Origin of the sequence: Caulobacter sp. 602-1, assembly GCF_003931565.1 — a bacterium.
GTDB lineage: Bacteria > Pseudomonadota > Alphaproteobacteria > Caulobacterales > Caulobacteraceae > Caulobacter.
Genome location: NZ_RRYI01000004.1, coordinates 390,471 through 415,371, shown reverse-complemented (window position 1 = coordinate 415,371; position 24,901 = coordinate 390,471). Strand labels below are relative to the sequence as shown.

At 68.8% G+C, this 24,901-nt stretch carries 24 protein-coding genes; 16 read left to right on the top strand and 8 right to left on the bottom strand.

Translation table 11 applies throughout. The features are described 5' to 3' along the window. The first annotated feature begins 22 nt into the window (after nt 1-22). The gene (locus EIK80_RS14490; protein WP_125157705.1) at nt 23-775 is read left to right on the top strand and encodes a response regulator transcription factor; all 753 of its coding nucleotides are present in this window, start codon (nt 23-25) and stop codon (nt 773-775) included. Here EIK80_RS14490 and EIK80_RS14485 read toward each other — a convergent pair. Continuing rightward, on the bottom strand, nt 772-3,837 hold the full coding sequence (locus EIK80_RS14485; RefSeq protein WP_125157704.1) for a TonB-dependent receptor: 3,066 nt from the start codon (nt 3,835-3,837) through the stop codon (nt 772-774). The genes EIK80_RS14490 and EIK80_RS14485 overlap by 4 nt on opposite strands. Before the next feature lie 165 nt (nt 3,838-4,002). Here EIK80_RS14485 and EIK80_RS14480 point away from each other — a divergent pair, with 165 nt between their 5' ends. Together EIK80_RS14480 and EIK80_RS14475 are read left to right on the top strand one after the other, a co-directional pair. Beyond that, nucleotides 4,003-7,029, top strand: coding sequence for a sensor histidine kinase (locus EIK80_RS14480; protein ID WP_233586642.1), 3,027 nt, complete (start codon nt 4,003-4,005; stop codon nt 7,027-7,029). After that, entirely contained in the window at nt 7,022-7,657 is a 636-nt protein-coding gene (locus EIK80_RS14475) for a response regulator transcription factor (protein WP_125157702.1), read from the top strand. Before EIK80_RS14480 ends, EIK80_RS14475 begins: the two co-directional genes overlap by 8 nt. 27 nt (nt 7,658-7,684) lie before the next feature. Here EIK80_RS14475 and EIK80_RS14470 read toward each other — a convergent pair whose 3' ends face one another. The 4 genes from EIK80_RS14470 to EIK80_RS14455 all read right to left on the bottom strand — a co-directional run bounded on the left by EIK80_RS14470 (nt 7,685) and on the right by EIK80_RS14455 (nt 11,925). Beyond that, nucleotides 7,685-8,563: a hypothetical protein gene (locus tag EIK80_RS14470; protein ID WP_125157701.1), complete on the bottom strand. Its 879-nt coding sequence runs from the start codon at nt 8,561-8,563 to the stop codon at nt 7,685-7,687. Nucleotides 8,564-8,569: 6 nt separating this feature from the next. Next, entirely contained in the window at nt 8,570-10,252 is a 1,683-nt protein-coding gene (locus EIK80_RS14465) for an electron transfer flavoprotein-ubiquinone oxidoreductase (protein ID WP_233586635.1), read from the bottom strand. A gap of 16 nt (nt 10,253-10,268) precedes the next feature. Beyond that, the gene (locus EIK80_RS14460; protein ID WP_233586632.1) at nt 10,269-11,048 is read right to left on the bottom strand and encodes an alpha/beta fold hydrolase; all 780 of its coding nucleotides are present in this window, start codon (nt 11,046-11,048) and stop codon (nt 10,269-10,271) included. A gap of 127 nt (nt 11,049-11,175) precedes the next feature. Next, on the bottom strand, nt 11,176-11,925 hold the full coding sequence (locus EIK80_RS14455; RefSeq protein WP_125157700.1) for an SDR family oxidoreductase: 750 nt from the start codon (nt 11,923-11,925) through the stop codon (nt 11,176-11,178). 108 nt (nt 11,926-12,033) lie between these two features. On the opposite strand from EIK80_RS14455, the gene EIK80_RS14450 reads away from it, so the two are divergent. Together EIK80_RS14450 and EIK80_RS14445 are read left to right on the top strand one after the other, a co-directional pair. Continuing rightward, on the top strand, nt 12,034-12,924 hold the full coding sequence (locus EIK80_RS14450; RefSeq protein WP_125157699.1) for a LysR family transcriptional regulator: 891 nt from the start codon (nt 12,034-12,036) through the stop codon (nt 12,922-12,924). Nucleotides 12,925-13,070: 146 nt separating this feature from the next. Further along, a complete protein-coding gene (locus EIK80_RS14445; protein ID WP_125157698.1) occupies nt 13,071-13,598 on the top strand; it encodes a helix-turn-helix domain-containing protein in 528 nt (175 codons plus the stop codon). Here the strand turns inward: EIK80_RS14445 and EIK80_RS14440 are convergent. Continuing rightward, entirely contained in the window at nt 13,583-15,565 is a 1,983-nt protein-coding gene (locus tag EIK80_RS14440) for an ATP-binding protein (RefSeq protein ID WP_158624693.1), read from the bottom strand. The two genes, EIK80_RS14445 and EIK80_RS14440, sit on opposite strands and share 16 nt — an antisense overlap. 503 nt (nt 15,566-16,068) lie before the next feature. Here EIK80_RS14440 and EIK80_RS14435 point away from each other — a divergent pair. The 7 genes from EIK80_RS14435 to EIK80_RS14405 all read left to right on the top strand — a co-directional run bounded on the left by EIK80_RS14435 (nt 16,069) and on the right by EIK80_RS14405 (nt 20,667). After that, the gene (locus EIK80_RS14435) at nt 16,069-16,464 is read left to right on the top strand and encodes a DUF427 domain-containing protein (protein WP_125157696.1); all 396 of its coding nucleotides are present in this window, start codon (nt 16,069-16,071) and stop codon (nt 16,462-16,464) included. Nucleotides 16,465-16,546: 82 nt separating this feature from the next. Then, on the top strand, nt 16,547-17,134 hold the full coding sequence (locus EIK80_RS14430) for an Rrf2 family transcriptional regulator (protein WP_125157695.1): 588 nt from the start codon (nt 16,547-16,549) through the stop codon (nt 17,132-17,134). Beyond that, on the top strand, nt 17,131-17,820 hold the full coding sequence (locus tag EIK80_RS14425) for a response regulator transcription factor (RefSeq protein WP_125157694.1): 690 nt from the start codon (nt 17,131-17,133) through the stop codon (nt 17,818-17,820). The genes EIK80_RS14430 and EIK80_RS14425 overlap by 4 nt, the downstream gene beginning before the upstream one ends. A gap of 84 nt (nt 17,821-17,904) precedes the next feature. Beyond that, entirely contained in the window at nt 17,905-18,276 is a 372-nt protein-coding gene (locus EIK80_RS14420) for a response regulator transcription factor (RefSeq protein WP_125157693.1), read from the top strand. Between the two features lie 125 nt (nt 18,277-18,401). Beyond that, on the top strand, nt 18,402-18,992 hold the full coding sequence (locus EIK80_RS14415; RefSeq protein WP_125157692.1) for a glutathione binding-like protein: 591 nt from the start codon (nt 18,402-18,404) through the stop codon (nt 18,990-18,992). Nucleotides 18,993-19,123: 131 nt separating this feature from the next. After that, nucleotides 19,124-19,903, top strand: coding sequence for an SDR family oxidoreductase (locus tag EIK80_RS14410; RefSeq protein ID WP_125157691.1), 780 nt, complete (start codon nt 19,124-19,126; stop codon nt 19,901-19,903). 5 nt (nt 19,904-19,908) lie between these two features. Next, on the top strand, nt 19,909-20,667 hold the full coding sequence (locus tag EIK80_RS14405) for an SDR family oxidoreductase (protein ID WP_125157690.1): 759 nt from the start codon (nt 19,909-19,911) through the stop codon (nt 20,665-20,667). A gap of 79 nt (nt 20,668-20,746) precedes the next feature. Here the strand turns inward: EIK80_RS14405 and EIK80_RS14400 are convergent, their stop codons facing one another. After that, nucleotides 20,747-21,505, bottom strand: a complete 759-nt coding sequence (locus EIK80_RS14400) for an SDR family oxidoreductase (protein WP_125157689.1) — start codon at nt 21,503-21,505, stop codon at nt 20,747-20,749. 306 nt (nt 21,506-21,811) lie between these two features. Between EIK80_RS14400 and EIK80_RS14395 the strand changes: the two genes are divergently transcribed. Next, nucleotides 21,812-22,276: a carboxymuconolactone decarboxylase family protein gene (locus EIK80_RS14395; RefSeq protein WP_125157688.1), complete on the top strand. Its 465-nt coding sequence runs from the start codon at nt 21,812-21,814 to the stop codon at nt 22,274-22,276. Between the two features lie 159 nt (nt 22,277-22,435). After that, the gene (locus EIK80_RS14390) at nt 22,436-22,837 is read left to right on the top strand and encodes a hypothetical protein (protein WP_125157687.1); all 402 of its coding nucleotides are present in this window, start codon (nt 22,436-22,438) and stop codon (nt 22,835-22,837) included. Between the two features lie 39 nt (nt 22,838-22,876). On the opposite strand, the gene EIK80_RS14385 is transcribed toward EIK80_RS14390, so the two are convergent. Continuing rightward, nucleotides 22,877-23,473, bottom strand: a complete 597-nt coding sequence (locus EIK80_RS14385; RefSeq protein ID WP_125157686.1) for a TMEM175 family protein — start codon at nt 23,471-23,473, stop codon at nt 22,877-22,879. Nucleotides 23,474-23,665: 192 nt separating this feature from the next. Here EIK80_RS14385 and EIK80_RS26895 point away from each other — a divergent pair, with 192 nt between their 5' ends. Next, nucleotides 23,666-23,800, top strand: a complete 135-nt coding sequence (locus EIK80_RS26895) for a hypothetical protein (RefSeq protein WP_255414591.1) — start codon at nt 23,666-23,668, stop codon at nt 23,798-23,800. Nucleotides 23,801-23,955: 155 nt separating this feature from the next. Then, nucleotides 23,956-24,618 (top strand): hypothetical protein, encoded by a 663-nt coding sequence (locus EIK80_RS14380; RefSeq protein ID WP_125157685.1) that lies wholly within the window; start codon nt 23,956-23,958, stop codon nt 24,616-24,618. Nucleotides 24,619-24,901: the final 283 nt, after the last annotated feature.

Below are 24,901 nucleotides of genomic sequence, written 5' to 3'. Positions count from 1 at the left end.
TGGTGCGCAGGAGGTCCCTGTAATGCCTGCACTGCTTGACCAGAACATCTACGGCAACGCGTCGCGCCCCGACGTGATCGCCTACGCCGGTCGCCTTTCCCTGCCCGCGCCAGCGTCGCCGGCGGATGAGGAGGAGCCGATCGTGGTCATCGTCGACGATGACGATGAGGTACGCGCCTCGATATGCGAACTGCTCGCCTCCGTCGGGATCTTGGCGCTGGGCCTCGGCTCCGCCGAGCGATTGTTCGACGGCGACCTGCTGGGCAAACCCGGTTGCCTGATCCTGGATGTCCGGATGCCGGGCGTCAGCGGCCTGGCGCTGCAGGAGCAGCTGATCGCCCGTGGCGAGGGCAAGCCGATCATCTTCCTCACCGGCCACGGCGACATCCCAATGACGGCCAAGGCGATGAAGGCTGGGGCCATCGACTTCCTGACCAAGCCCTTTCGCGACCAGACCCTGCTCGACGCGGTGTCGCTGGCGCTGGCTGTCGATGTCCGCCAGCGGGCCGAATGCCTTTCCCGGCGACGGACCCTCGACCTCTATGCGGCGTTGACGCCTCGCGAACGACAGGTGATGGCCGCCGTCGTGCAGGGCGGCCTTAACAAGTGCATCGCCTATGAGCTGGGGATCAGCGAGGTGACGGTGAAACTCCACCGCAGCAGCATGATGCGCAAGATGTGCGTGCGGACGGTGGCGGATCTGCTGCGCGCCTGGCAGTCGCTGCCGCTTCACATCCAGGCAGCGGAGGTCTCACCGTTCGAGGCCGTCGGCTAGAAGCGCGTCGACAGCGAGGCCACGATCCGCCGGCGACGGGGATCGCCGTACGGGCTGAAGCCGAGATCGGGCAACGACGCCATGATCGGCGGACTTTTGTCGAAGAGGTTCTGGATCGAGAGGCTCGCGTCCAGGACCGGCGAACCGAAAGCCTTTGACGAGGAGCTGAACCGCCGGTGCAGGCTGAGGTCGGCATAGGCCTGGGCCGCAACCCGATCACGCCCCTGATCCAGGATGTTCTGGGCGTTCCCGACCGTCGACGGGTCGGCCAGGCTCACGCGGTAACTGGCGTAGTACTGGACGTTGAGATCGACCGACACCGACCCGCGGCGCCAAACCGCGCCGACGTTGCCGCGCCACCGCAGCGGACCATCGGCAAAGCCCACCTTGTCGTAGACCCGCCCGCCGGGCGATCCGCCGGTGGTGAAACGAGGCTCCCAGGTCGCCGCGCCATAGAGGCGCGTCTCGACCTCGCGCCAGGCCGGAAGCGGCCAGTCCAGCTTGACGTCGACGGCCTCGACCTTGGTTCGGCCGGTGTTGATCAAGGTCATGTCGAGCACGGTGATCCGTCCGACGGTGTAGCCGGCCGCCCGATCGGCGTCGGTCAAGGGCGCGCGGATCACCCGGTCGGGATAGCGATGCTCGGCCGCCAGGAGTCCGGCCGGATCCAGCAGGAAGCGCACCGGTTCGTGGGACGCCAAGATCCGCGTATAGTCGACGGAGAGGCGCGGCGCGTCGGGTGTCTCGGGATTGACGACGAATCCAACCGAAAGGCTCGTGGCCTTGGCGGGGCCGACGCGCGTCGACCCGGCGGTGAGGAGTTCCCAGGATCCCTCGCCGCCAAGGGTCCGGCCCGGCCGGCGCGGATCGGGCACGGCCGCGGAGCCTGCCGGCTTTGACAGCGTGGCGCCCTGGAAGTCGGCCAACGTGGGCGGTCGACCGCCGGTCGCCAGGCTGGCGCGCAGGAGCAGCCGCCGTGTCGGCGCCACCCGTGCGCCCAGGGTGAACATGGTCGTGTCCTGCCGCTTCGAGAACCGGGAAGCGTTGGCGCCGGACGGCAGGATCTGCGCAGCGCCTTCCTGGACCGTCCGTTCGTGTCGCACCGCCAGCTGCGCTTCAAGTCCCCTGACCAGCGGGTTGGCGGCTTCCAGAGAGCCAAGCGGCGCCCGCAGCTCCAGATAGGCCGAACCCGCCTTCTCGACGCGCCTCGGCAGGGGGACGGTCTGTCCAAACAGGACCGTTTCGGCGTCGGCGACGCGTTCGCGCCTCGCCTCGACCACGACGGTGGTGGTCAGCGGCCCGCCCGGCAGGATCGTCAGCGGTCCCGACAGGCGCAACGAGGCGTCGAGAAGCCTTCCGTCGAGCCGGAGTCGTTGCTCGCTCGGGGTCGAGTAGGCCGGGAGCGCCGCGACCACCGCCGCCCAGCTTGCGAACGGCGCGATCGGCGGCTCGCCGCCCGGCCCAGGCCGACCCGTGGAGACCACCGTCAGGAGCTCCGCCCCGATGCTTGCGGCGTCTCGCCGGTAGCGGGTCCGCCCGGCGGTATAGTCCATCGCCGTCTTCCATCCGCCCGGCAGGTCGACGATCGCGCCCAGGGTCCAGCGCGAGGTCTCGATCGTATAGGCGGTCTGGTCGTTGACGACGCCGATGGGGAAACTGAGCGCGATCGGCTGAGCGAAGGGATTGCCGGGGGCGTCCGACGACAGGAGGAAGGTTCCGTCGGATCGGGCGCCGGCCCATCGACCGGCGTCGCGCAGGTAGAGGCCGTCCGCAAAGAACTCGGCCCGAGCCCCCAGGCAGCGGCGGACATTGAAAAGCCCGGACGTGGCGATTGGCGCGGTGGCGATATAGCGGCGCTTGCCGGAGAGGTCGTCGGAGATGTCCGCCGGTAACTTTCCGGCGTTCGCGGCCAGCGCCGCCTCGGCCTGCGCGGGCGCGCCTTCAAAGCCCAGCGGCAGGAAGGTGAAGGCCGAGCCGAGCGCCCTTGGGCCCTGGGCCGTCTTCAGCACGAGATCGCCGGCGAGGCTGGCGACCGAGACGCCGTTTCGGATCGGCAGCGAAACGGCGTAGGCGGCCGGATTGTTGTCGAAGCGCAGGCTAGCGGCGTCCTCGACATAGCCCCTGCGCCCGGTCTCGAGCGGGCCGGCCCGCCCGTGCGAGACGAAGAGCATGATGTCGGTGCGCCCACCGTCCGGCGTGAACCCCAGCCAGCCTTCGAGGCGGGACTGGGTTGCGTCGCCGCGATCGCTGACGCCGCCTTGGGCGGTCAAGGAGAGGCCGCGATAGTCCCGCCGAAGCACGATGTTGACGACGCCGCCGATCGCGCCCGGACCGAAAATGCCGCCCGCCGTGCTGGCGAGCACCTCGATGCGGTCGACGGCGCCGGGCGGGATCGCGTTGACGTCCGGCTGGCTGAAGTCGCCGATCGGCGAAGGCACGAACGGCATGCGTCGGCCATCGACGAGCACGAGGGTCGACGCCTCGCCAAACCCCCGCAGGTCGATCGTTGAGCGGACGTCGCCGCCGCCCAGGGCCAACGGACCCGCCTGGGCGTTGGCTGGCTCGTCCACGCGCAAAACCTCGTCCAGCGTGCCGCGAGCGGCCGTCGCAAGCGCGTCCGATCCCAGGACCTTGTAGGGCTGGATGTCGTTTTCGGTGCGGCGGATGTCGGCGTTCTGGGTTCGGCGACCGACCACCAGCAACTCGGCCACGGCGCCGTCGCCCGGGTCGATCTTCGGGGGCGCAGGAGGCGGGAGCGCGAAAATGACAAGGACGCCGTCGGGGGTCCTGCGCCAGGCAAGTCCGCTGCCCGCCAGCAGTCGGGAGAGGGCGGTTTCGCCACTCAGGCGACCGCGCACCGATGGCGCGCTTCGCCCGCGCAGGAGCTCGCGGTCGAAGAAGAGCTCCATTCGGGTCTGCCGCGCAAGGTCGGCCAGGGCGACCGCCAGATCGCCCGCGCGCACGTCGACCGAACCGACCGTGGCCGCCCACGCCGACGGCGCGGTTGCGAGGGCGACGGCCAGGGTCGCGCGTACGGCGGTTCGAACGAGGTGGTTTGCCAAGACGTGGTCGACCCTACGCCAGGACCAGGCGCAAGGGCCGCCCTGTCCGAGGGGGCTGCGCCCCCCCAACTGGGGCTTGCCAGGGGCCCCAGGAACAGCGGCAACTACGGCCTGCTCCGGCGCTCGGAGTCAGGAAAGCTGCGGAATCCGATTGTGCGATCGATCATGGCCGTCCTCATCGCGGTTCTGACCCTCCATCCCGCGATGGCGCCTGCGGCCGAGCAAGTCCGGCGGCTGACCCACTATACGCACCAAAGGTGGACGGAGGAGGCCGAGGCGCCCGCTCCGGTCTCGGCGATCGCCCAGGGACGGGACGGCTATCTTTGGCTCGCCACGGGCATGGGCCTGTTCCGCTTCGACGGGATCACCTTCGAGCCCATCGCCCTCGATGGCCGCGCCGACCAGGACGACCTTCCCAGCGCGATCCTGGCGGCGCGCAATGGCGACATCTGGGTCAGCTTCGCGGGCTCGCGCCGTTTCGCGGTCTATCGCGACGGATCGCTCCGCCCCTCCGCGATGCCCCCCGCGCCCGACCGCGTGGTGTCGATGGCCGAGGGCCGCGACGGCGCCGTCTGGGCGCTGACCGCCCGCTTCGACGCCCAGGTCCTCCGGGTTCAGAACGGGCGCTGGGAGGCGTTCGACAGCCGCCAGGGCCTACCGCGCGATGACGCGCTGAGCCTCCTGACAGCCGCGGACGGCGCGGTCTGGGTTTCCCTCACCAACGCCGTCGTCCGCCTGCCTTTCGGCGGACGCCGTTTCGAGGTCGTGCGCGCCACGCCCCGCGCCAACGGCATGCTGTCGCAGGACTTCCAGGGGCGCGTCTGGCTGTCGGAACGCGGCGGCAGCTACCCGCTGACCGGCCCCGGCGGACGGGGCCAGCCCGCTCCGGGGCCGCCGTACCGCACCGACGGCGCGCAAATCCGCGGTGCGCCGCTGTTCGACCGCGGCGGAAACTTGTGGATCGCCACCCGCTACGACGGAGTCCAGCGCGTGGCCGCCGCCGCGTCCGCCTGGGGGGCGCGCGCCCCGCCCCCGATCGAGGCGCGGCACGGAAGGGACGGTCTCTCGTCCGACCTGACCAACCAGGTGTTCGAAGACCGGGAGGGCAATATCTGGGTCGGGTCCGAAAAGGGCTTGGACAAGCTGCGGCCGGCGACCCTCAGGTCCGAGCCCCTGCTGGCGCGGCCCGCCGCCTTCGGGGACAAACTGCTGTCGGCCTCCGACGGCAGCGTCTACATCGGCGAGGCCGACGCGATTTATCGCGTCCCCCTCGGCGGCGAGCCCAGGGTGATCCTGCGCGGCCAAGAACCGCAGAGCCTGTGCGAAGCGCCCGACGGCGCGGTGTGGGTGGCGTTCGCGACCCGCATCGTCGTCCTGCGGGACGGTCGTACGATCCGGACCTTCAGCCGTCCCGACACCGACAGCATCGTCTATGACTGCGCCTTCGACCTGCGCGGGGACTATTGGATCTCCGCCGCGGCGGGCGGGCTGCTTCGCTATAGCGACGGGCGGTGGAGCACGATGTTCCAGCAGCCTGACGGCGAGGGCTTCCATCCCATGACCATGGTGCGCGACGCTCGCGGCCGGGTCGTCGTGCAGTGGTCGTTGCGGCGCCTGGCCTGGCTGGATGGTCCAGCGCCGCGCTTCTCTCCCCTGGCGCAAGGCCGAGATCCGACCGCGGTGACCCTCTACCCTACGGCCGACGGCGAGGTTCTGGCCGCCGGGGCCTTCGGACTTTCGCGGTTCAAGGACGAGCGCGTCGATACGATCGCGTCGGACAAGGGTCCGGGCGGGCGCATCAGCGGCGTGGTCCAGACCGAGGGCGGCACGTGGCTGGCCTATCCTCGCGCCTTGGTGCGCATCGCCTCGCCGGATCTGGAGCGTGCGTTCGCCAACCATGCCCTGCCCCCGCCCAGCTTGTCGCTCGGCTTCGGCGACGGCCTGACGGGCCGCCCCCATTCCCATAGCCAGCGAACTCTCGTCCAGGGCGGCGACGGCCGCCTTTGGGTCGCGACCGAAACGGGGACGATGTGGATGGACCCACGGCGTATCACGCGCACCAACCTGCCCCCTGGCGTCGCGGTGCGCTCGGTGGTCGGTGGCGGCCGCCTGGTCCGCGACCCGACGGCGCTTCGGCTCGTGAAGGGAATCTCGAGCCTGGAGATCGACTACGCCGTCCTCAGCTTCGCCGATCCGCGCCAGGTGAGCGTGCGCTACCGGCTCGAGGGCTTCGACAAGGACTGGATCGACCCGGGTCCCCGGCGCCAAGCCTTCTATACGAACCTCAAGCCGGGCAAGTACCGCTTCCAGGTGATCGCCGCCAGCAACGAGGGGGTCTGGAACCGGGAGGGCGCGACGGTCGCCATCGAGATACCGCCGACGTTCCTTCAGTCGCCGTGGTTCATCGCCCTTTGCGTCCTCGCGGCGGCGACACTGCTTTGGCTCTTCTACCGGCTGCGGCTGGCGCAGATGGAACAGCGGATCCACGTCGGCCACGAAGCCCGGCTGAGCGAGCGCGAGCGCATCGCCCGCGAACTGCACGACACCCTGCTGCAGAGCGTGCAGGGCCTGGTCCTTCGCTTCCAGTCCGTCGCCAACAAGATGCCGCCGGACACCAGATCCCGCGAGTTGCTGGAGTCGGCCTTGAAGCGCGCGGACGACGTGATCATCGACGGGCGTAATCGGGTGCGGGACCTGCGCGTGGCCGAAAGTCCCAGCGACCTGGCCGCCATCCTGGAGGAACGCGGGGCGGCCGCCGGGTTCGATCCGCCTATTCCGGTGCATGTCGTCACCGAAGGCGCTTCGCGCGCGGTCCACCCGTTGGTGGCCGCCGAACTCGGCCGGATCGCCGGCGAGGCGCTGTTCAACATCGCGCGTCACGCCAAGGCCCAGACCGTCGACGTGACTATCCATTTCACCGATCAGCAGCTGACCGTGCGCATCTGCGACGACGGGGTGGGCATTCCGGCCGATGTCGTCGCGCGGGGCCACAAGCCCGGGCACTTCGGCCTCGTGGGCCTGCGCGAGCGCGCCCAGCGGATCGGCGGTCGACTGTCGATCGCCAATTGCGCCGGCGCCGGCGCCGAAATCACCGTCAAGATCCCCGCGAAACTAGCCTACGCCGACAAGGCGTCCGCCAGGTCGCGGCTTTCGTCCCTCCTCCGCCTTTTCGGGAGATCCCCCGTTGTCTGAGCTCAGTGCGCGTCCCATCCGTATCCTCGTGGTCGACGATCATCCCATCCTTCGGGAGGGCGTGGCCGCGATCCTGGAAGACCGCGACGACATGCAGCTGGTGGGCGAGGCGCGGGACGGCGCCGAGGCCATCGAGCAGTACCGCGTCCTGCAGCCCGACGTGACCCTCATGGATCTCCAGATGCCCGGAATGGGCGGGGTGGAGGCCATCAAGGCGATCCGCGACGAACAGCCGAACGCCTGCATCGTGGTCCTCACCACCTACGACGGCGACGTCCAGGCGGTCCGGGCCCTCAAGGCCGGCGCCATGGGATATCTGCTCAAGAGCAGCCTGCGCACCGAGATGCTCGACGCCATCCACAGCGTTAGCCAGGGGCGGCGTTACCTGCATCGAAACATCGCCGACGAGATCGCCTTGCACATCCTGGACGACGGGTTGAGCGAGAGGGAGGTCGCGGTCTTGCAGCTGGTGGCGATCGGCAAGGCCAACAAGCAGATCGCCTTCGAGCTGGGCATCTCCGAGGAGACGGTGAAGGGCTACCTGAAGGCCATCTTCACCAAGCTCAACGTCGCCGACCGCACCCACGCCGTCACCATCGCGGCGCGGCGCGGGATCATCCAGCTCTAGGCGTCTTTAGCCACGGGCCGGCAAGCCTCAAGGCCGCCGGCCCAGCCACGCGGCGATGTTGAGGACGTAACGGTGCGTGTCGCGCAGGGCTTGCGGCTCGCGGGCCATGCCCTCGCCCGGGGTTTCGGAGACGAAGCTGGGGCAGCCCCGCGACAGGTCCCAGTTGTAGTCGGTGAAGTGGTGGAAGGTGCTCTGGGCGATCGCGCGTCCGCCCTGCGCGTCCCCCTCGAACGCGACCGCGAGGTTGAAGTCCCGGCCGGTGCTCTGGCTGCGCCCGGTCATGATCACCCGGGCATCGGCGTCCTTCGGCGCCATCACCGCGCCCTCGTGGGGATGGGCCGGCAGGTAGCGGAGGGCCCCTGTCGGCGAAGCGGGGTCGGCCAGCACGGGATGTAGCGGCTCCAGGGGTCGGATGAGCTGGTAGTCGCCGTTGGCGCCGGACCTGTAGTTGGGCCAGGAGATCGCCTGCGTCTCTTCATCGTCGCGGATATGCCGGCCGGTATCCGGCTCGGGATTGCGCGTGTGGAAGTGGTGCGCGGCGCCGACGCCGCCCAGGGTGCAGACCGAGGATCCAAGGTCCATATGGTCGCGCGTCACCATCATGCCGCCGCTGGCGGCGCGGAACCGCGAGATGGCGCCGCAATCGGCCTCCGTCAGGCCATCGCCGACATCGACCGCAAACAGCCAGAGTTGATCGAAGTCGCTCTCGTCCAGGCGCGACAGCACCGGGTCGGGCTCGCCCATGGCCGCCCGGTCGCGGGCCTCGACCGCGTAGAGCGGCCGGCCAGCGTCGTCGGTCGCGGCCGCCAGGAGGTCGCGGAGCAGGCCAAACCGCGCGATGGACCAGTCGTCTTCGGTTTTGGCGATCGTGGTCTGGAGCAAAATCCGGGTCGGCCGCGCGTTCATGGTCCCTCACATGTTCGGATAGTTGGGCCCGTCGCCGCCCTGGGGCGTCGTCCAGGTGATGTTCTGCGACGGATCCTTGATGTCGCAGGTCTTGCAATGCACGCAATTTTGGAAATTGACCTGGAAGCGCGGATTGGCGCCCTGCTCGTCGTAGAGCACCTCGTAGACGCCCGCCGGGCAGTAGAGCCTAGCCGGTTCCCCATATTTCGGCAGGTTTACGCCAATGGGGATCGAGGGATCCTTCAGCTTCAGGTGCGACGGCTGGTCGTCGGCGTGATGGGTGTTCGAGAGGAACACGCTCGAGAGCTTGTCGAACGACAGCACCCCGTCGGGCTTGGGATAGGCGATGGGCCGGTGGTCGGCGGCCAGTCCCGTCGCGGCGGCATCCGTCCCGCCGTGCTTGAGCGTGCCGAAGAACGAGAAGCCGTCGAAGCGGGTGGTGAACATCTCGATCAGGCCCAGAAGGTTGCCAAATATCGTCCCGAACCGCGACCATAGCGGTTTGACGTTGCGCACCGTATGCAGCTCCCGCCAGATCCTGGAGCCCTCGTAAGCTTCCTCGTATTCGACCAGCGTGTCACGGCCCCGGCCTGCGCGCAGCGCCGCGAACGCCGCTTCCGCCGCGAGCCTTCCGCTGGTGATGGCGTTGTGGCTCCCCTTGATCCTCGGGAAATTCAGCAATCCCGCCGCATCACCGAGCAGAACCCCGCCGGGGAAATAGAGCCGCGGCGTCGACTGGAAGCCGCCTTCGATCACGGCTCGCGCGCCATAGGCGATCCGGCGGCCGCCCGCCAGGTGCTTGGCGATCGCCGGGTGCTGCTTGGCGCGCTGGAACTCGTCGAAGGGCGACAGCCAGGGGTTCTTGTAGTCGAGGTGGACGATGAAGCCGACGGACACGTATCGGTCGCCGAAATGGTAGAGGAAGCTGCCGCCGCCGGTCTTGTCGTCCAGCGGCCAGCCCAGCGTATGCTGGACGAAGCCGGGCCGGAAGACCGCCTCGGGCACCTGCCAGAGCTCCTTCAGCCCGATGCCGTACTTCTGCGGTTGGCTTGCCCTGTCCAGGCCGAAGCGGGCGATGAGCTGCTTGGCGAGCGACCCGCGCGCGCCTTCGGCGATCATCACGTAACGCCCGTGGAGCTCGACGCCCGGCTCGAACGCAGGCCCGGGCTTTCCATCGCGGCCGACGCCGAAGACGCCGGCGACCACGCCCTTGACGGCGCCGCTCGTGTCGAGGACGAGGTCCGAGGCGGCCATGCCGGGATAGATCTCGACGCCCAGGGCTTCGGCCTGGGTCGCCAACCAGCGGCACAGCACGCCCAGCGACGCGATGTAGTTTCCACGGTTGTGGACGTAGGGCGGCATCAGCCAAATCGGGATCTTGAACGACCCCCTGCGTCCCAGCAGCAGGAAGCGGTCGGACGATACCGGCGTCTCCAGCGGCGCGCCCAGGAGCTTCCAGTCGGGGAAAAGCTCGGAGAGGCCGACCGGGTCGATCACCGCGCCCGAGATTGTGTGGGCCCCGACCTCGGAGCCCTTCTCGATCACCGCCACCGAGAGGTCGACACCGGCGGTCTTGGCCAGGTGCTTCAGGCGTATCGCCGCGGCGAGCCCCGAGGGGCCCGCCCCGACGATCACGACGTCATAGGCCATGACCTCCCGTTGGCGGGCGCCGGCTTGATCCATGGTCATGGCCTCGTTCCCAGCTTCAGCGCGCCGAGGCCGCGTCTTCGATCAAGGCGGCGACCTTGGCCGGCTGCGACACGAGCAGGGCGTGGGAGCCGCCCTCGACGACCACGGTCTTGCGGGCCTGGGCCCGAGCGGCCATGAACGCTTCGACCTGCGCCGGGACGTTGCGGTCGGCGGTGCCGTAGATGACGTAGGACGGCAGGCGTTTCCAGGTCGGGGCGGTGGCCATGTCCGAAAGCGCCCGTCCGGTGATCGGGCGCTGGCTGGCCGCCATCAGCGCCGCCTTCGCGGCCGGAACGTCCGCGGCGAACTGGGCGTGGAACTTGGCCGGTTGGATATAGAGGTCTTCGTCGCCGTCGGGCAGGGTCACCGTGGACAGCGCTTCGCCCAGGGTGGCGCCCGGGAACTTTGCCGACAACGACTTGGCCGATTCCCCCGCTTCCGGCAGGAAGGCGGCGACATAGACCAGGGCCGTGACGTTGGATTGGCCGTTCGCCGCCTCGGTGATCACCTCGCCGCCATAGGAATGGCCGACGAGCACCACCGGGCCGTTGATCGACTTGACCAGGGCCGACACCGACTGGGCGTCCGACTTCAGGTCGCGGAGCGGATTGGCGGCGGCGATGACCGTATAGCCGTCCCGGCTGAGCTTGGTCACGACGTCGTTCCACCCCGAGGCGTCGGCGAAGGCGCCGTGCACCAGCACGATGGTGGGCTTGACGGCGGGGGGCGCCGCCTGGCCCGCGGCCGGCAGGAGCAGGGCCAGGCCGAGCATTGCGGCCTTGAGGGAATTGCGCATGGAGAACTCCGTGGGTTCGAGGCCAACGCCTCGTCGTCCCGACCATGCGGCGTCCGGCGGCGGCCGCCCATCTCGCGGAAGGGAGAGGTCGCCCCCTCCCAAGGTCTAGGCGGCCGCCACATCTTAGTCAGAGCATGGTCATGCCGCCGTCGACCGCCAGGTTGACGCCCGTGATGAAGCTGCCCGCGTCTGAAACCAGGAACAGGGCCGCGCGCGCCAACTCCTCGGGGCGCGCCAGACGCCCGAGCGGTATGCGCTCGGCCATGCCGGCCTCGAAGGCGTCGCGTTGCTCAGGCCCCACGCCCAGCTTGCCCAGGATGGCGGTGTCCGTCGGACCAGGGCTTAGCACGTTAACCCGAACGCCGCGGTCCTTCAGCTCGAGCGCCCAGACTCGGGCGAAGGCCTCCAGCGCGGCCTTGGAGCCGGCATAGGCGGCATGGCCATGCAGCGCCTTTTGGCTGGCGATCGACCCGGTCAGCAGGATCGCGCCCCCGTCGCGCAGCAGCGGTTCGATCTTCTGGACGCCAAAGAACACGCCCCGCGCATTGACCGCGAACTGGGCGTCGTATTCGGCCTCGGTGACCTCTGGCGACGGCATGATCGTGTTGACGCCGGCATTGGCCATGTAGACGTCCAGACCGCCGAACCGCTCGCGGACGGCCTGGGCGACCGCCTTATGGTGGCCGATGTCGGCCACGTCGCCGACCAGGCCCAGGGCGGCGGGACCAATCTGGGCGACCGCGGCCTCGACCGCCTCGGCGCGACGTCCGGTGACGACGACCTGCGCGCCTTCCGCCGCGAAGAGCTTGGCCGAGGCCAGGCCGATGCCGCTGGCGCCGCCGGTGATCACGGCGACCTTGTTCTTGAGGGTGTCCACTGTTCTTACGCCTCCAGGCGATGGGTTGATTGCACCGTCCCAGATGGCCGTGAATGTGGATCGGATAAGACAAGCCGGCGGCACAGGGCCTGTTCCATCCTGGCCCAGATGATCGATCCCCTGGACCATGCCGCAGGCCTGTCGGCCTTCATCGACGCCGTGGAGACCGGCTCGTTCAGCGCGGCGGCGCGGCGGGCCGGAACGACGCCCTCGTCGGTGTCCAAGAGCATCGGGCGGCTGGAGCGCCGGCTTGGCGTGCGCCTGTTCGTGCGGTCGACACGCAGCGTCGCCACGACCGTCGAGGGCGCGGCCTATTTCGAGCGCGTCGCCCCGCTGCTACGCGCCTTGGCCGAGGCGCAGGACGTGGTTCGCACGCGCTCGGCCGAGGGGCGGCTAAGGGTTTCCCTTCCCACGGACCTTGGCCGACTGCTGCTCGATCCGTTGACCCGGATCTTCATCCCGCGCAATCCGGGCGTCAGGTTGGAGGTGGACCTGAGCGACCGCCACGTCGACCTCGTCCGCGAAGGCTACGACTTGGCGCTCAGGGCGGGCGTCGCGCCCGATCCCGATCTCGTCGCACGCCCGCTTGGCGCCGCGCCCCTGGTTCTGGTGGCCTCGCCCGAGCATCTCGACCGCCATGGCCGGCCCGAAACCCTCGCGGACCTGGCGGCCGCCCGGCACGTCCGCTACCGCCTCCACGGCGAGCTCTTCCCAATCCGGTTCGCCAACGGCGTCACGCTGCGCCCGGAAGGCGTCCTCGACTGCGACAGCGGCTTTGCGCTGAGGTCGGCTGCGATCAACGGCGTGGGCGTGGCCCAATTGCTGCGCTGGACCGTCGACGAGGATCTTCGGGCCGGGCGGCTCGAGGTCGTCATGGCCAACAGTTCCCTTCCGATCGTGCCCTTGAGGATCCTGCACGCCTTCGGCCGCTTTCAGCCGCTCAGGGCGCGCCTGTTCTCAGATTTCGTCGCCGAGCAGGTTGACCGGTTGGCGCATTAGACGCGGCGACATCCAACCCTATCCGCAGGCATAGGATCGGCCTGCCTTTTCGCCGGATCGATGCAGGTCCGCGCCGCGCCTACCGTTTGCTTGAACCCGCCGTCGCCATTGGCCGGTGGACTGAAGAGAGCCACGGAACCGCCGCCATGCCAGCGACCGACTTCAACGAGACATCCAGCCTGCCCCTGCCCAACCTCACCGCCCTTATGGCGCACGCGCTCGGCGGCGTGTCGACAGGGCAGGACGGCGCCGGAAACACGCTCAGCGGCGCTCTGACGAAGAGCGTGCAGCCTCCAGCGACGATCGTCTACACTGGGGGACTTGCGCCCTGGCAGGTCAAGCGCCTTGAAATCCACCTGGCGCAAAGCCTGGACGCCCCTTTGCGTCTCCAGGAAATGGCCGCCCTCGTCAGCGTCAGCACCAGCCATTTTTCCCGCGCGTTCAAGAAGACGTTCGGGCGCCCGTTCTCGCAATATGTCACCGCCACCAGGCTCGAACGCGCCCGCACGCTCCTGCGGAGCACCCGCCAGCCGATCAGCGACATCGCGCTGGCATGCGGGATGACCGACCAGTCGCATCTGACCCGGCTCTTCCACCGCCGCTTCGGCGCGCCGCCGCACGCCTGGCGACGGGCGCACGGCTGGCCCGGGACGGTCGATCAGGCCGAAGGATGATCTAGCGGCAGTAAGATCGTGAACATGGCCCCGCCCGCGGCGTGGTTGGCGGCCGAGATGGTCCCGGCGTGCTCGGTGATGATCGACTGGCAGATGGCCAGGCCAATGCCGATACCGCTGTCCTTGGTCGTGAAGAAGCCGTCGAAGACGCTGGCCAGGTGTTCGGCCGCGATGCCGGGCCCGCTGTCGTGGATGGCGATCGCCACGCCCGTTGGCGCCGGAGAAGCCGAGAGATGAATCTCGCGCCGTTCGGAGCCGTAAAGATCGATCGCCTGCACGCTGTTGACCAGCAGGTTGACGACGACCTGCTGCAACTGGATCCGGTCGCCGTGGATGGCGGGCAGGTCGTGCTGGAGCGCCATCATCAGCGTGATGCCCTTGGCCTCGATCTCGTGCCGGACGATCATCACGGCCTCCTCGATCGTCGCGCGGACGTCCAGTCGCGTCCGCTGCGGCTCGCGCTTCATCGCCATGCCGCGGATCCGCTCGATGATCTGGCTCGCGCGTCCGGCGCTGGCGGCGATGCGCTCGGTCAGCAGACGGGCCTTTTCCAGGTTGGGCTCCTGCTGGCCCAGCCATCGCAGGCTGGTGTCGGCATTGGTCATGATCGCCGAAAGCGGCTGGTTGACCTCGTGGGCGATCGAAGCCGCCAGTTCCCCCAGGGTCGAAAGTCGCGCCGCATGGGCGAAGTTGGCCTGGAGCCTGCGCAGCTCGGCTTCGGTTCGAAGGCGCTCGGTCACGTCTTCGAGCGTGATGAAGGTCGTGTCGAGGTATTCCGGCGGTGCGGGATAGGTCACCGACAGCACGACATCGCGCAGGCGCCCATCGAACGTCCGCAGCTTGGCCTGCTCAAAATAGTTCCGGCGGCCCTCGAAATGGGCGCGCATCACGCGGTTGGCCATCTTGGGGGTGGCCGAGAAGAGATAGCGCACCGACTGGACCAGCTCGGCGGCGCTGCTGGCTCCGAACAACCGCACGGCCGCTTCGTTGACCTCGGTGACGAGGACGATGTCCTTGGCGTGTTCGACAAGCTCGGGATGGTCGTCGAGATAGGCGGCGATGTCGGTCACGCCCTGCGCGCGAAGCCGTTCGAGCGCCTCGCCCGAGTGGCGGGCGTCGACATAGAGCAACGGCACCGGCGTGAAATGGATGAGCTTCCTGTAGCGATCCTCGCTCGCCTGCAGCTCCCAGGCGGTGCGGTCGTCGCTGACCGCGCCGTTGATCATCAGGAACAGGCTGTTGGAGCGACCGGGTTCGACTGATCGCCAGGCCGTCGCGGTCGCACCCGCCAGGCGCCCGTAGGGTCCAAGCGTACGGACCAGGGGCGAGCCGATCGGGCGCAGCCGGACCTCAGCGATCAGTCGGGCAATGTCGTCGCGACTCTCGGCCGGCCAATAGTCGGTCAGCGGGCGACCGATCATCTGGTCGCGGTCGGCCATGCCGCCGAACAGGCGCACGGTACGGGCGTTGGCGTCTATGATGCGGCACGCGTCGAGCAGGGTCAGGCCCTGGGCCTGGGTGCTGGCCAGCGTATCCAGTTCCCAGCAGGCCGCCGTCGTCCGCCGGAGGTCGGCGATGGGGTCCAGGGCGGTTTCGTGCGCAGACAAGCGGACGGGCTGGCCGTACTCCACCACATCCCTCAAGCTACCGTCAGGATGGCGCCTGAGCGTTCGCCGCACCCGCGCGCCGACGATCCGGCCGGCGGCGCTGCGGCGCGCGACCTCACCGGCCCAGGCGCCTTCCTGGACCAGGAGCGCCCATTGCTCGGCGTCGCGCACGGGATCGTCGGCCATCTCGCGCAACGGCAGCCCGACCATGGCCATGGCCGGCCATCCGTACAGCGCCTCGGCCGCCGGGTTCCAGTAGCGGATCACCCCTGCGGGGTCGGTGACGACCACCGCTTCCGCGGCCAAGTCGACTAGGTCCCCGCAATCATCCTGCCCCAGGGCGCGAAAAAGTACGGTCATGAGGCCTCGGCCCATGCGGCGAGGACGGTGCGGTCGGTACGGGAGGCGCAGCAGAACGTCATAGGCGGAGTTTTATCGCGCACCGTCCGCCTTCTCCTCCCACGAACGAGCCCCCTGGGCGCCCCTCTTTCGCGTGGACGGTCGTTTTGACGACGGCAAGAGGCGCAGCGAAGCCCGTTCGCCGGTCTCACAGCGGACCGCGCGGCCCGCGCCCCCGGTACGGCGGCCCTATCCGTTGGTCTAGGCCGCCTTCGACCTTGTGCGAGCCCGTCGCCGATCTTGGCGACCCAAAAGCCGCCGAGCGTACAGTGTCGGCCCAACGGGCGCTTCGGTAGCAATAGGTCGAGCCGTGTTAATCGGACGCGCCAGGGATGGTGGATGCAGGGGTTTTTCCGGTTTCCCTCTGCGACCAACGAAACGGTAGGCGAGCGCCCAACCTGTCCGGCTCATCCTATTCCATTCGACGCGGGTTCTCGGCGCCCGGGCGGCAAACAGGTGAGACCATGATTACTCCGGAAAGCTCCATCACCCAGGGCGTTCGGGCGCGCGCCCTCTTCGAAGGCCACGACATCGCAGACAGCGCCGACGTGGTCGTCGTGCGCGATCCGGGTCATCCGCCCGCCTACTACTTCCCGCGCAAGGACGTGTTCATGGTCTTCCTGCGCGAGACCGACAAGGTCACCCACAACGCCGACAAGGGCGAGGCGCGCTACTTCACGATCTATCGCGACCAGCACATCGTCGACAACGTCGCCTGGTCCTACGAAGCGCCGCCGCCCGCCTTCGCGGCCATCGCCGGCCGCATCGCCTTCCAGCCGGCCCATGTCGACTTCCAGGTCGAGGGCCATTCGACGGCGGACGCCCAGGAAGACGATGACCAAGAGGCCGGCCCCGCCTGATCGGGGGGGGCGAAGATCCCCAATTCGGGGCGTCCGCCACAGCGCCGCGAAGTTTATAACGCGGACCTAGAAGGGTCGCGTTATGAGCAAGACTGCGGACGACATCGGTCCTGAGCGGGACAAGCGCGGCGCGGGCCTCTACGGCGCGGCGCTCGAGTACGGCCTGCACTGCCTCACCTGGCTCGTGGGCCGCGAGCGTCCCGCCAGCAGCCGCGACTTGGCCGCCCTCCAGGGCGCGCCTGCGGCGATGGTCGCCAAGATCATGACCAAGCTGGAGAAGGCGGGCCTCGTCGTCGCCAGCGGGGGCGTGCGCGGCGGCTACAGCCTGGCCCGCTCGCCGGAGACCATTTCCGTGCTGCAGGTGGCCGACGCCATCGACGGCCGCAGGCCGCTCTTCGAATGCAGAGAGATCCGGCGCAGCTGCGCCCTGTTCGAGGCCGATCCGCCGAACTGGGCGACCCGCAAGGTGTGCGGAATCCATGCGGTCATGCTGCGCGCGCAGAAGACGATGCGCGACGAGATGGCCAAAACCAGTTTGATGCAGATCGTCCAGGGCGTGCCCGCGCCGCCCGAGTTCGGCGTCCAGGTCGGACACTGGTTGGACGATCGCATCGAGGTTCGCGAACAGGCGCGGGTCGCCGGCATCAAGCGCAGGGAGTCTGTTCGATGACCAACGCCGCCCGTGAAGCGCGCACCGACCTGGAGATCTCCAGGCGCCGCGACGATGACCTAGCCCCCGTCGTGATCGTGGTCGATGACGACGATGCGGTGCGCCTGTCGATCTGCGAGTTGCTGGAGTCGGTGGGCATCGCTTCGCTGGCGTTCGCCTCCGCCCGGGAGCTGATGGAGGCCAGCGTCCTGGACCGTCCCGGCTGCATGATCCTCGATGTGCGCATGCCCGGTCTCAGTGGACTGGACTTCCAGAGCCACCTGGCCACGCATGGCATACCCACCTCGATCATCTTCCTCACCGGCCATGGCGACATCCCCATGACGGTGCAGGCGATGAAGGCCGGCGCCGTGGAATTCCTGACAAAGCCGGCTCGCGACCAGACCCTCCTGGACGCGGTCAACCGCGCCATCGCCGCGGACCTGGCCAAGCGCGGCGACGCGCGCATGGCGCGCGAGAACATCGCGCTCTTCCAGCGGCTCACGCCCCGGGAGCGCCAGGTTATGCGCGCGGTGGTGCAAGGCGCGTTGAACAAGCAGATCGCCTACGAGCTCGGGATCACCGAGGTCACAGTCAAGCTGCACCGGAGCAGCTTGATGAGGAAGATGCGCGCGCCCTTCGTGACCCACCTGGTGCGCGCCTGGCAGTCCTTGCCCGCGGAGCTGCGCGAGGAGGCCGGCGGCTAGACCTTTGTATAGGTAGGACCTGAGCCGGATTGCGCGGATGAATTGTCCCAACGACAAAGTCCTGCCGCGTAAAGGGCCCTAAGCTTGTCCACCGAGCCTCTTTTCGCGATCGTCGACGATGACGAGGCCGTGCGACAGGCGCTGTCCGAACTGCTCGAGGTCTCGGCCTGGCGCTGCCTGACCTTCTCGAACGCTCCAGCCTTCATCGCCGCTCATGCGCCCGGACGCTTCGCGGCGGTTGTGACCGACCTCAACCTGCCGGGGCAAAGCGGCTTGCAACTGCAGCACCATCTGCGGTGCGTCGACCCTGGCCTGCCGGTCATCGTCATCTCGGCGCAGTCGGACCCTGGCGTCCGCGCCCGGTGCCTGGCGGCGGGGGCCATCGCCTACCTGACCAAGCCGATCAGCGACGAGATGCTGCTGGTGCACCTGGCTGCCGCCGCCAGACAAAGCTGACAGCCTGTACGCTGGTATGGGGCGCCCTGCCCCTTTGGCCAAATCGTGGCCGACGCCCCGACACCCTAGGGTCGCCCGAACGCCTAGGCGGGCTTCTCCCGCCGGCCCACCTCCGGGAGATCCTGATGAAACTCTATTACGCTATCGGCGCCTGCAGCCTCGCCGACAAGATTGCTCTGGCGGAAGCCGAGATGCCTTGCGACTTCGAGCGCGTGGAGCTGCCCGAGCGCGTCACGGAAACCGGCGCCGACTATGCCGCCATCAATCCCAAGGGTTACGTCCCGGCCCTGATTCTGGACGGCGGGGAGATGATCACCGAGAACGTCGCCATCCTGTCCTGGATCGCCGAACAGTCGCCCAAGCTGCGGCCCGAGGGCCCGCTAGGGTGGTTCCGGCTTCTCGAAGCCCTCGCCTACATCTCGACCGAGGTGCACAAGAGCTTCCACCCCTTCTTCACGCCCGGCGTCACCGAGGACGAAAAACAGGCGGCCCGCGAGTTGGTCGGCCGCCGGCTGGACTATCTGGCGGCCGGCCTCTCCGACGCGTTCCTCCTCGGACCGCAGCTGACCGTGGCCGACGCCTATCTCTTCGTGATGCTGCGCTGGGCCAAGCCCAATGGCGTCGTCCTGCCCCCGCCCCTGGCCGCCTTTTACGAGCGGATGAAGGCCCGTCCGACGGTCGCCGCGGCCCTAGCCGGCGAAGGCCTCTACGCCTAGGCCGACGTTCGACGACCGGGACCTATGCGCCGGTATAGGTCCCGCACGTCCTTTCGCCCAATCGCATTCGGCCGCCCCGCGGTCCTAGCCTCCGTCGCTGGTCGAATGACCTCAGGACGGAGGCGATAGAGATGAAGATCGTGGTGGTTGGCGGCAGCGGCCGCATCGGAGAAAAGCTCGTCTACAATCTGCGCCAGGACGACTACAAGGTCCTGGAGGCGTCTCCGTCGTTCGGGGTCAACACCATCACCCAGCAGGGCCTGGACGCTGCCCTGGCCGGCGCGGACGTGGTCGTCGACGTCACCCAGTCGCCGAGCCTGGACGGACCGCCTGCGCTCGAATTCTTCGACACCTCCGGCAAAAACCTGCTGGCCGCGGCCAAGGCCGCCGGCGTTCGCCACCACGTGGTGCTGTCGATCGTCGGCACCGAGCGACTGCAGGCGAGCGGCTACTTCCAGGCCAAGAAGCTGCAGGAGGACCTGGCCAGGGACTCCGGCCTTCCCTTCAGCATCCTGCGCTCCACCCAGTTCTTCGAATTCATCAGCGGGCTGGTCCAGGACGGCACGGGTCGCGACGTGGTCATTTCGCCAGCACGCGTCCAGCCGATCGCGGCCGAGGACGTCGCCGAGACCCTCGCCGACATCGCGCTCAGCGCGCCTTTGAACGGCATGGTCGAGGTGGCCGGGCCCGATCGCTTCCAGCTCGACGAGGTGGCCCGGGAGGTGCTGACTGCCTACGAGGATCCGCGCCAGGTCACCCCCGACTGCGGCGCGCGCTATTTCGGCGCACTGCTCGGCGACACGTCCCTGCTGCCGCAGGACGTACCGCTGATCGCCGAGACCCGGTTCCACGATTGGCTGAGCGCCAGCCTGCAGGCCTCGCCGATCGTCCAGAAGCGCAGGCAAGGGTGAGCATCATGAACATCGTCGTTGCCGGCGGGACCGGCGTCGTGGGCGCCAAGCTCGTGGACATTCTCCGGCGCCAGGGCCATGAGGTCCGCATCGCGGCCCGTTCTGCGGGGGTCGACGTCCTGACCCGCCAGGGCCTGGACGAGGTTATGGTCGGCGCCGACGTCGTGGTCGACGTCCTCAACTCGCCGTCGTTCGACGACGCGCCCGCCCTGGAGTTCTTCGAGACCTCCACGCGCAATATCCTGGACGCCGCGGCGGCCGAGGGCGTGAAGCACTACCTGGCCCTGTCCATCGTCGGCGCCGACCGGCTGCAGGCCAGCGGCTACTTCCGGGCCAAGCTGGCGCAGGAGCGGCTGATCCGCGAGGCCGGTTTGCCCTACTCGATCCTGCGCTCGACGCAGTTCTTCGAGTTCCTCCAAGCCGTGGTGAACGACAGCCTCGACGGCGACGTCGTGCGCCTGGCTCCGGCGCGGGTCCAGTTCATCGCCGCAGAGGATGTCGCGGCCGCCCTGGCCGACATCACCGGCCGCGCGGCGGCCAACGACACGATGGAGGTGGCGGGTCCCGACCCGCTGCGCCTCGACGACCTCGTCAAGCGCTTCCTGGCGGCCCGGCGGGACGAGAGGTCGGTGGTCGCCGACCCCGACGCGCTCTATTTCGGCGCGATTCTGGACGACCAGACCCTGATCGCCGGGCCGGCGCCACGCTTCGGGCACACCGAGTTCGACCTATGGATTCGGCGCACGGCTCAGGCGGCGGCCTAAAGCCCCGCGCCCCTTCCAAACGCGGCGGGCGGCCCTTTAAGGACCGCCCGCCTTTTTCATTTCTTCGACAGGCTGGGCGTCAGGCTGCGGCCGGAACATTGGCCTTGAGCCAGTCCTCGAAGGTCGTCAGGCCATGGATGTGGGCGTCCGTGGGCGTCAGCGAACGATCCTCGAGCTGGACGCCAAAGTAGAGCGCCTTGTGATCGGCCACGACCTTGCGGGCGTCGCCCGTCGCTTGCAGGTAACGGGTGACGAACTTGTCCAGGCCGAACGCCTCTGGCCCAGCGACCTCGAGAAGCCCGTTGACCGGCTCGCCCACCACCACGTCGGTCAGGGCGCCGGCGACGTCGGGCGCGGCGATCGGCTGGACAAGGGCTGGAGAGACGTGGATCTCCTCGCCGACCTGGCCGGCCTGGATGATGCCTTGGACGAACGGGAAGAACTGCGTCGAGCGCAAGATCGAGAAGGGGATCGGGGAGGCCCGGATCAGCGCCTCCTGGACGATCTTGGCGCGGAAGTAGCCGCTGTCCTGAAGGCGTTCGGTCCCCACCACCGACAGGGCGACGTGGTGCTTGACGCCCGCCTTCTGGCCGGCGGCCAGGACGTTGCGTCCCGAGGTGATGAAGAAGTCCAGGGCCGGCGCAGCGTCGAACTGCGGGGAGTTGGCGACGTCGACGACGACGTCGGCGCCCGCCAGGGCCGCGTCCAGCCCTTCGCCGGTCAGGGTGTTGACGCCGGTATTGGGCGCCGCCGCGACCGCCTCGTGACCTAGGGCGGCGAGATTGGTGACGACACGGGACCCGATCAGGCCGGTGCCGCCGATGACGACGATCTTCATGAGGCGTCTCCTCGGTTGGAAAATGGCCGGCGCAGCATCGCGCGCGCGCGGGCGCGGGAGGATCGCCTCCAAGGGTCGGGCGGCATGGTGACCTGGGCTGAGCGCGTATAGACCAAAGACGTAGGGCCCGCGACGCCGCCTCCGCCCACGATACGTCCTTCGCATAGGTTGACGCACCGCCTGGCGAGACCAGCGGCGTAGCCGCCTGCGCCAACGGCGTAGTCCCGCGCGCTGGGCGCACAATGGCGGCCTTGCCGGTCGAAAGCGCACTGTCGGCAGGTCTTCACCGTCACAGAGGAAACGACGATGACCTCCACCCCGCGCTTCGCCCCGTTCAAGCTCCTGCCGGACGTCACCAAGGCGATGATGGCCGTCGAAGCCGCCCTGGGCGACAGCGGCATCGAGATCGGCCTCGCCGAGTTGGTCCGCCTGCGCGCCTCGCAGATCAACGGGTGCGCCTTCTGCATCTACATGCATGTGCAGGACGCCAAGAAGCACGGCGAGACGGACCTGCGCCTGCAGCTGCTGGACGCCTGGCGCGAGTCCCCGCTGTACACCGAACGCGAGCGTGCGGCGCTCGCCTGGACCGAGTCCTTGACCCGCGTGGCCAAGACCCACGCCTCCGACGCCGACTACAGCCTGGTCAAGAGCCAGTTCAACGAGACCGAGATCGCGGCCCTGACCGCGCTGATCAGCATGATCAACGCCTGGAACCGGCTGCAGATCGGCGCCGGCGCGACCCACCCCGCTCCCGCCGCGCCCGCGGCCTAACCGATCAGGCCGCCGCCGGCCTGAGGCGCATCGACGCCCCTCCCCCCAAGGTCGATGCGCCACGACGACCATCCCTCCCCGCGGATGTCGCGTCGTTACGGCCACGCCCCGGCTCCATAGCGCCGGGGCGTGGCTTTTCTCTTTTCAAGGATCCGTCTGATGTGGAAATCCATCTCCATCACCCTGGCCGTCGTGCTGGGGATCGCCGCCGTCGCCAACGGCCTTTTCATGCTCGTCTCGCCTGAAGGGTGGTACTTCGCCGTGCCCGGCGTGACGACCACCGGCCCGTTCAACCAACACTTCATCCGCGACATCGGCCTGATCTTCATGCTGATCGGCGCGGCCTTCCTGATCGGTGCGCGCAAGCCGGAATACAGGCTGTTCTTCTGGGCGGCCCCGACCATCTGGCTTTCGGGCCACGCGCTGTTCCACTTCTGGGAAGTGGCCGTGGGCATCTGCTCGGCCTCGGTCCTGCCCCGGGACTTCCCGGCCGTCACCCTGCCGGCGATCCTCGGCTGGGTCGCCACGATCTGGGCCTGCCGTCAGAAGCCAGCGTCCTAGACGGCGGCGGCGCCGGGCCCTTGCCCCCCGGCGCCGCGCCTATCGCCCCGGATGGTGTCGCTCGCCGTTGGAAAGATGCGCCACGCGCCGATCGGGCAGGATCCACATGCACGCCACCACGGCGTAGAGGCCAAGGGAAACCCACGGCGCCACGAACGCGATCGCCACCCCCACGGCATAGATCGCGATGGAAAGATCGGTCTTTCGATCCCCGTTGAGGGCTGTCGCCAACTCTGACTGCGCCCCCTCGCGCCGCACGAGGCAGGCCGAAAAGATCCGGAACGCCGCGCCCGTCAGCAGCAGGATCAGGCCGTAGACCGCCACCGGCCCGTGCGAGAAATGGCTCTGCTCCATCCACGCCGTCGTGAACGGGATCAGCGACATCCAGAACAGCAGGTGCGAATTGGCCCACATCACCGAGCCGCAGATGCCGCTCGAGGCCCGCATGATGTGGTGGTGGCTGTTCCAGTAGATGCCGACATAGACGAAGCTCAGGGCATAGCCCAAGGCCGTCGGCAGCAAGGGCGCCAGGTCCGATAGACCGACGCCCTGCGGCGGGCGCAGTTCCAGCACCATGATGGTGATGATGATGGCGATGACGCCGTCACTGAAGGCCTCCAGCCGCGTCTTGGACATGCCCTTCTCCCTGCAGCGTTGAGCACGGGAGTAAAGCCAGCGGGGCGCGGCCGCGCCCAGATGGCCCTAAGGCTCGCCCGACCTGACCCTTGGTATGGCGCCCGCCGAGGCCGAACGAGCATGGGCCGACAAGACCCGGCCCCGAGGCGCGGTCGACGATTTGCCGGGCCCAAACCGGGCAAGGAGAAGACCATGACGACCAAGGACACCGAAGACCAGACCCCGACGCAAGCGGTCGCGCCCGGCGAGGAGGACGAGCTCCTGGACGAGGCGCTGGAAGAGAGCTTCCCCGCCAGCGACCCGCCTGCGGCGGATCATTTCGACTAGGCGACCTTCGCTGCGGCGCGTGTCGGCCCAGTGGCCCCGCCGCGCCGACCGGCCGCGATGCGGGGAGCGACGGCCCGACACCCGGGCGCCCGACCGCCCGGCCGGTCCCACGCATCCGCACCTCCCCGTTCCCCTCATTTTCGAGACACCTGACCATGACCGATGCGGTTCCCACCACCGAAGCCCATTTGCGGGCGCACTTTCCGAGCCTCCCGCAATCACCCCTGATCTCCAGGGCGTTCGACTATGCCCGCGAGCGCTGTCCGGCCTTCCTGTTCAATCACGTCGCGCGCTCCTGGGCGTTCGCGAGCAAGCTGGCGGTCCAAGACAACCTGGCGCACGACGCCGAGGTCCTGGCCGTGTCGACGTTGCTGCACGACCTGGGCCTGACCGACCACGCCCCTGGTCCCAACCGTTTCGAGGTAAATGGCGCGAACCTGGCGGCCGCCTTCGTTCGCGAGCAGGGTTTCGACGACCGCCGCGCCCAATTAGTGTGGGACAGCATCGCCCTGCATGCGACGCCGTCGATCAGCGCGTTCAAGGAGCCGGAGGTCGCGTTGTGCGCGCGCGGTATCGGCGTCGACTTCGGGACCCCCGACAACGACCTCCTGGGCCCATCGCCCATCGCCCTGGCCCTCGCCGCCGCGCCGCGTCTCGACATGAAGCGCCAGTTCACCGCCTGCGTCTGCCAATTGGCCCGCTCGCGGCCCGAAACGACCTACGCCAACTTCATCCGCGATTTCGGCGAGCGGCTGGTCCCCGGCTACAAGGCGCCGTCCTGGGTCGACGTCATCGCCAACGGACCGTTCGAAGAGTGACCCGTGCGGGCCGGGGCGGCTCCCGCTTCCCCGGCCCCCGCTCCCCGGCGGACAATGGGGTCGGTTGCGCGCCGACCGAGCCATCCGCCCGCGCTGCGGCCGAGCCGACGTGTCGGTCCCGAACCCCTTGGGAAGCAGCTTTTCGGACCGGCCTGGCCCTTACGGCGCCTGGCACCTATGCGGCGGGATAGGCTCACCCAACCTCCGCCTTATCCGCCAAGACCACGGGACAGGTGGGGGCGCCGAACCCCGAACCGTAGAGTTAAGGCCTGACGGAGCGGCC

Bases quoted from the DNA above. Each gene is read 5' to 3' on its own strand.
- EIK80_RS14490 (WP_125157705.1), top strand. From the start codon at position 23: ATGCCTGCACTGCTTGACCAGAACATCTACGGCAACGCGTCGCGCCCC.
- EIK80_RS14480 (WP_233586642.1), top strand. From the start codon at position 4,003: ATGGCCGTCCTCATCGCGGTTCTGACCCTCCATCCCGCGATGGCGCCT.
- EIK80_RS14470 (WP_125157701.1), bottom strand. From the start codon at position 8,563: ATGAACGCGCGGCCGACCCGGATTTTGCTCCAGACCACGATCGCCAAA.
- EIK80_RS14465 (WP_233586635.1), bottom strand. From the start codon at position 10,252: ATGACCATGGATCAAGCCGGCGCCCGCCAACGGGAGGTCATGGCCTAT.
- EIK80_RS14460 (WP_233586632.1), bottom strand. From the start codon at position 11,048: ATGCGCAATTCCCTCAAGGCCGCAATGCTCGGCCTGGCCCTGCTCCTG.
- EIK80_RS14450 (WP_125157699.1), top strand. From the start codon at position 12,034: ATGATCGATCCCCTGGACCATGCCGCAGGCCTGTCGGCCTTCATCGAC.
- EIK80_RS14445 (WP_125157698.1), top strand. From the start codon at position 13,071: ATGCCAGCGACCGACTTCAACGAGACATCCAGCCTGCCCCTGCCCAAC.
- EIK80_RS14440 (WP_158624693.1), bottom strand. From the start codon at position 15,565: ATGACCGTACTTTTTCGCGCCCTGGGGCAGGATGATTGCGGGGACCTA.
- EIK80_RS14435 (WP_125157696.1), top strand. From the start codon at position 16,069: ATGATTACTCCGGAAAGCTCCATCACCCAGGGCGTTCGGGCGCGCGCC.
- EIK80_RS14430 (WP_125157695.1), top strand. From the start codon at position 16,547: ATGAGCAAGACTGCGGACGACATCGGTCCTGAGCGGGACAAGCGCGGC.
- EIK80_RS14425 (WP_125157694.1), top strand. From the start codon at position 17,131: ATGACCAACGCCGCCCGTGAAGCGCGCACCGACCTGGAGATCTCCAGG.
- EIK80_RS14415 (WP_125157692.1), top strand. From the start codon at position 18,402: ATGAAACTCTATTACGCTATCGGCGCCTGCAGCCTCGCCGACAAGATT.
- EIK80_RS14410 (WP_125157691.1), top strand. From the start codon at position 19,124: ATGAAGATCGTGGTGGTTGGCGGCAGCGGCCGCATCGGAGAAAAGCTC.
- EIK80_RS14405 (WP_125157690.1), top strand. From the start codon at position 19,909: ATGAACATCGTCGTTGCCGGCGGGACCGGCGTCGTGGGCGCCAAGCTC.
- EIK80_RS14400 (WP_125157689.1), bottom strand. From the start codon at position 21,505: ATGAAGATCGTCGTCATCGGCGGCACCGGCCTGATCGGGTCCCGTGTC.
- EIK80_RS14395 (WP_125157688.1), top strand. From the start codon at position 21,812: ATGACCTCCACCCCGCGCTTCGCCCCGTTCAAGCTCCTGCCGGACGTC.
- EIK80_RS14390 (WP_125157687.1), top strand. From the start codon at position 22,436: ATGTGGAAATCCATCTCCATCACCCTGGCCGTCGTGCTGGGGATCGCC.
- EIK80_RS14385 (WP_125157686.1), bottom strand. From the start codon at position 23,473: ATGTCCAAGACGCGGCTGGAGGCCTTCAGTGACGGCGTCATCGCCATC.
- EIK80_RS26895 (WP_255414591.1), top strand. From the start codon at position 23,666: ATGACGACCAAGGACACCGAAGACCAGACCCCGACGCAAGCGGTCGCG.
- EIK80_RS14380 (WP_125157685.1), top strand. From the start codon at position 23,956: ATGACCGATGCGGTTCCCACCACCGAAGCCCATTTGCGGGCGCACTTT.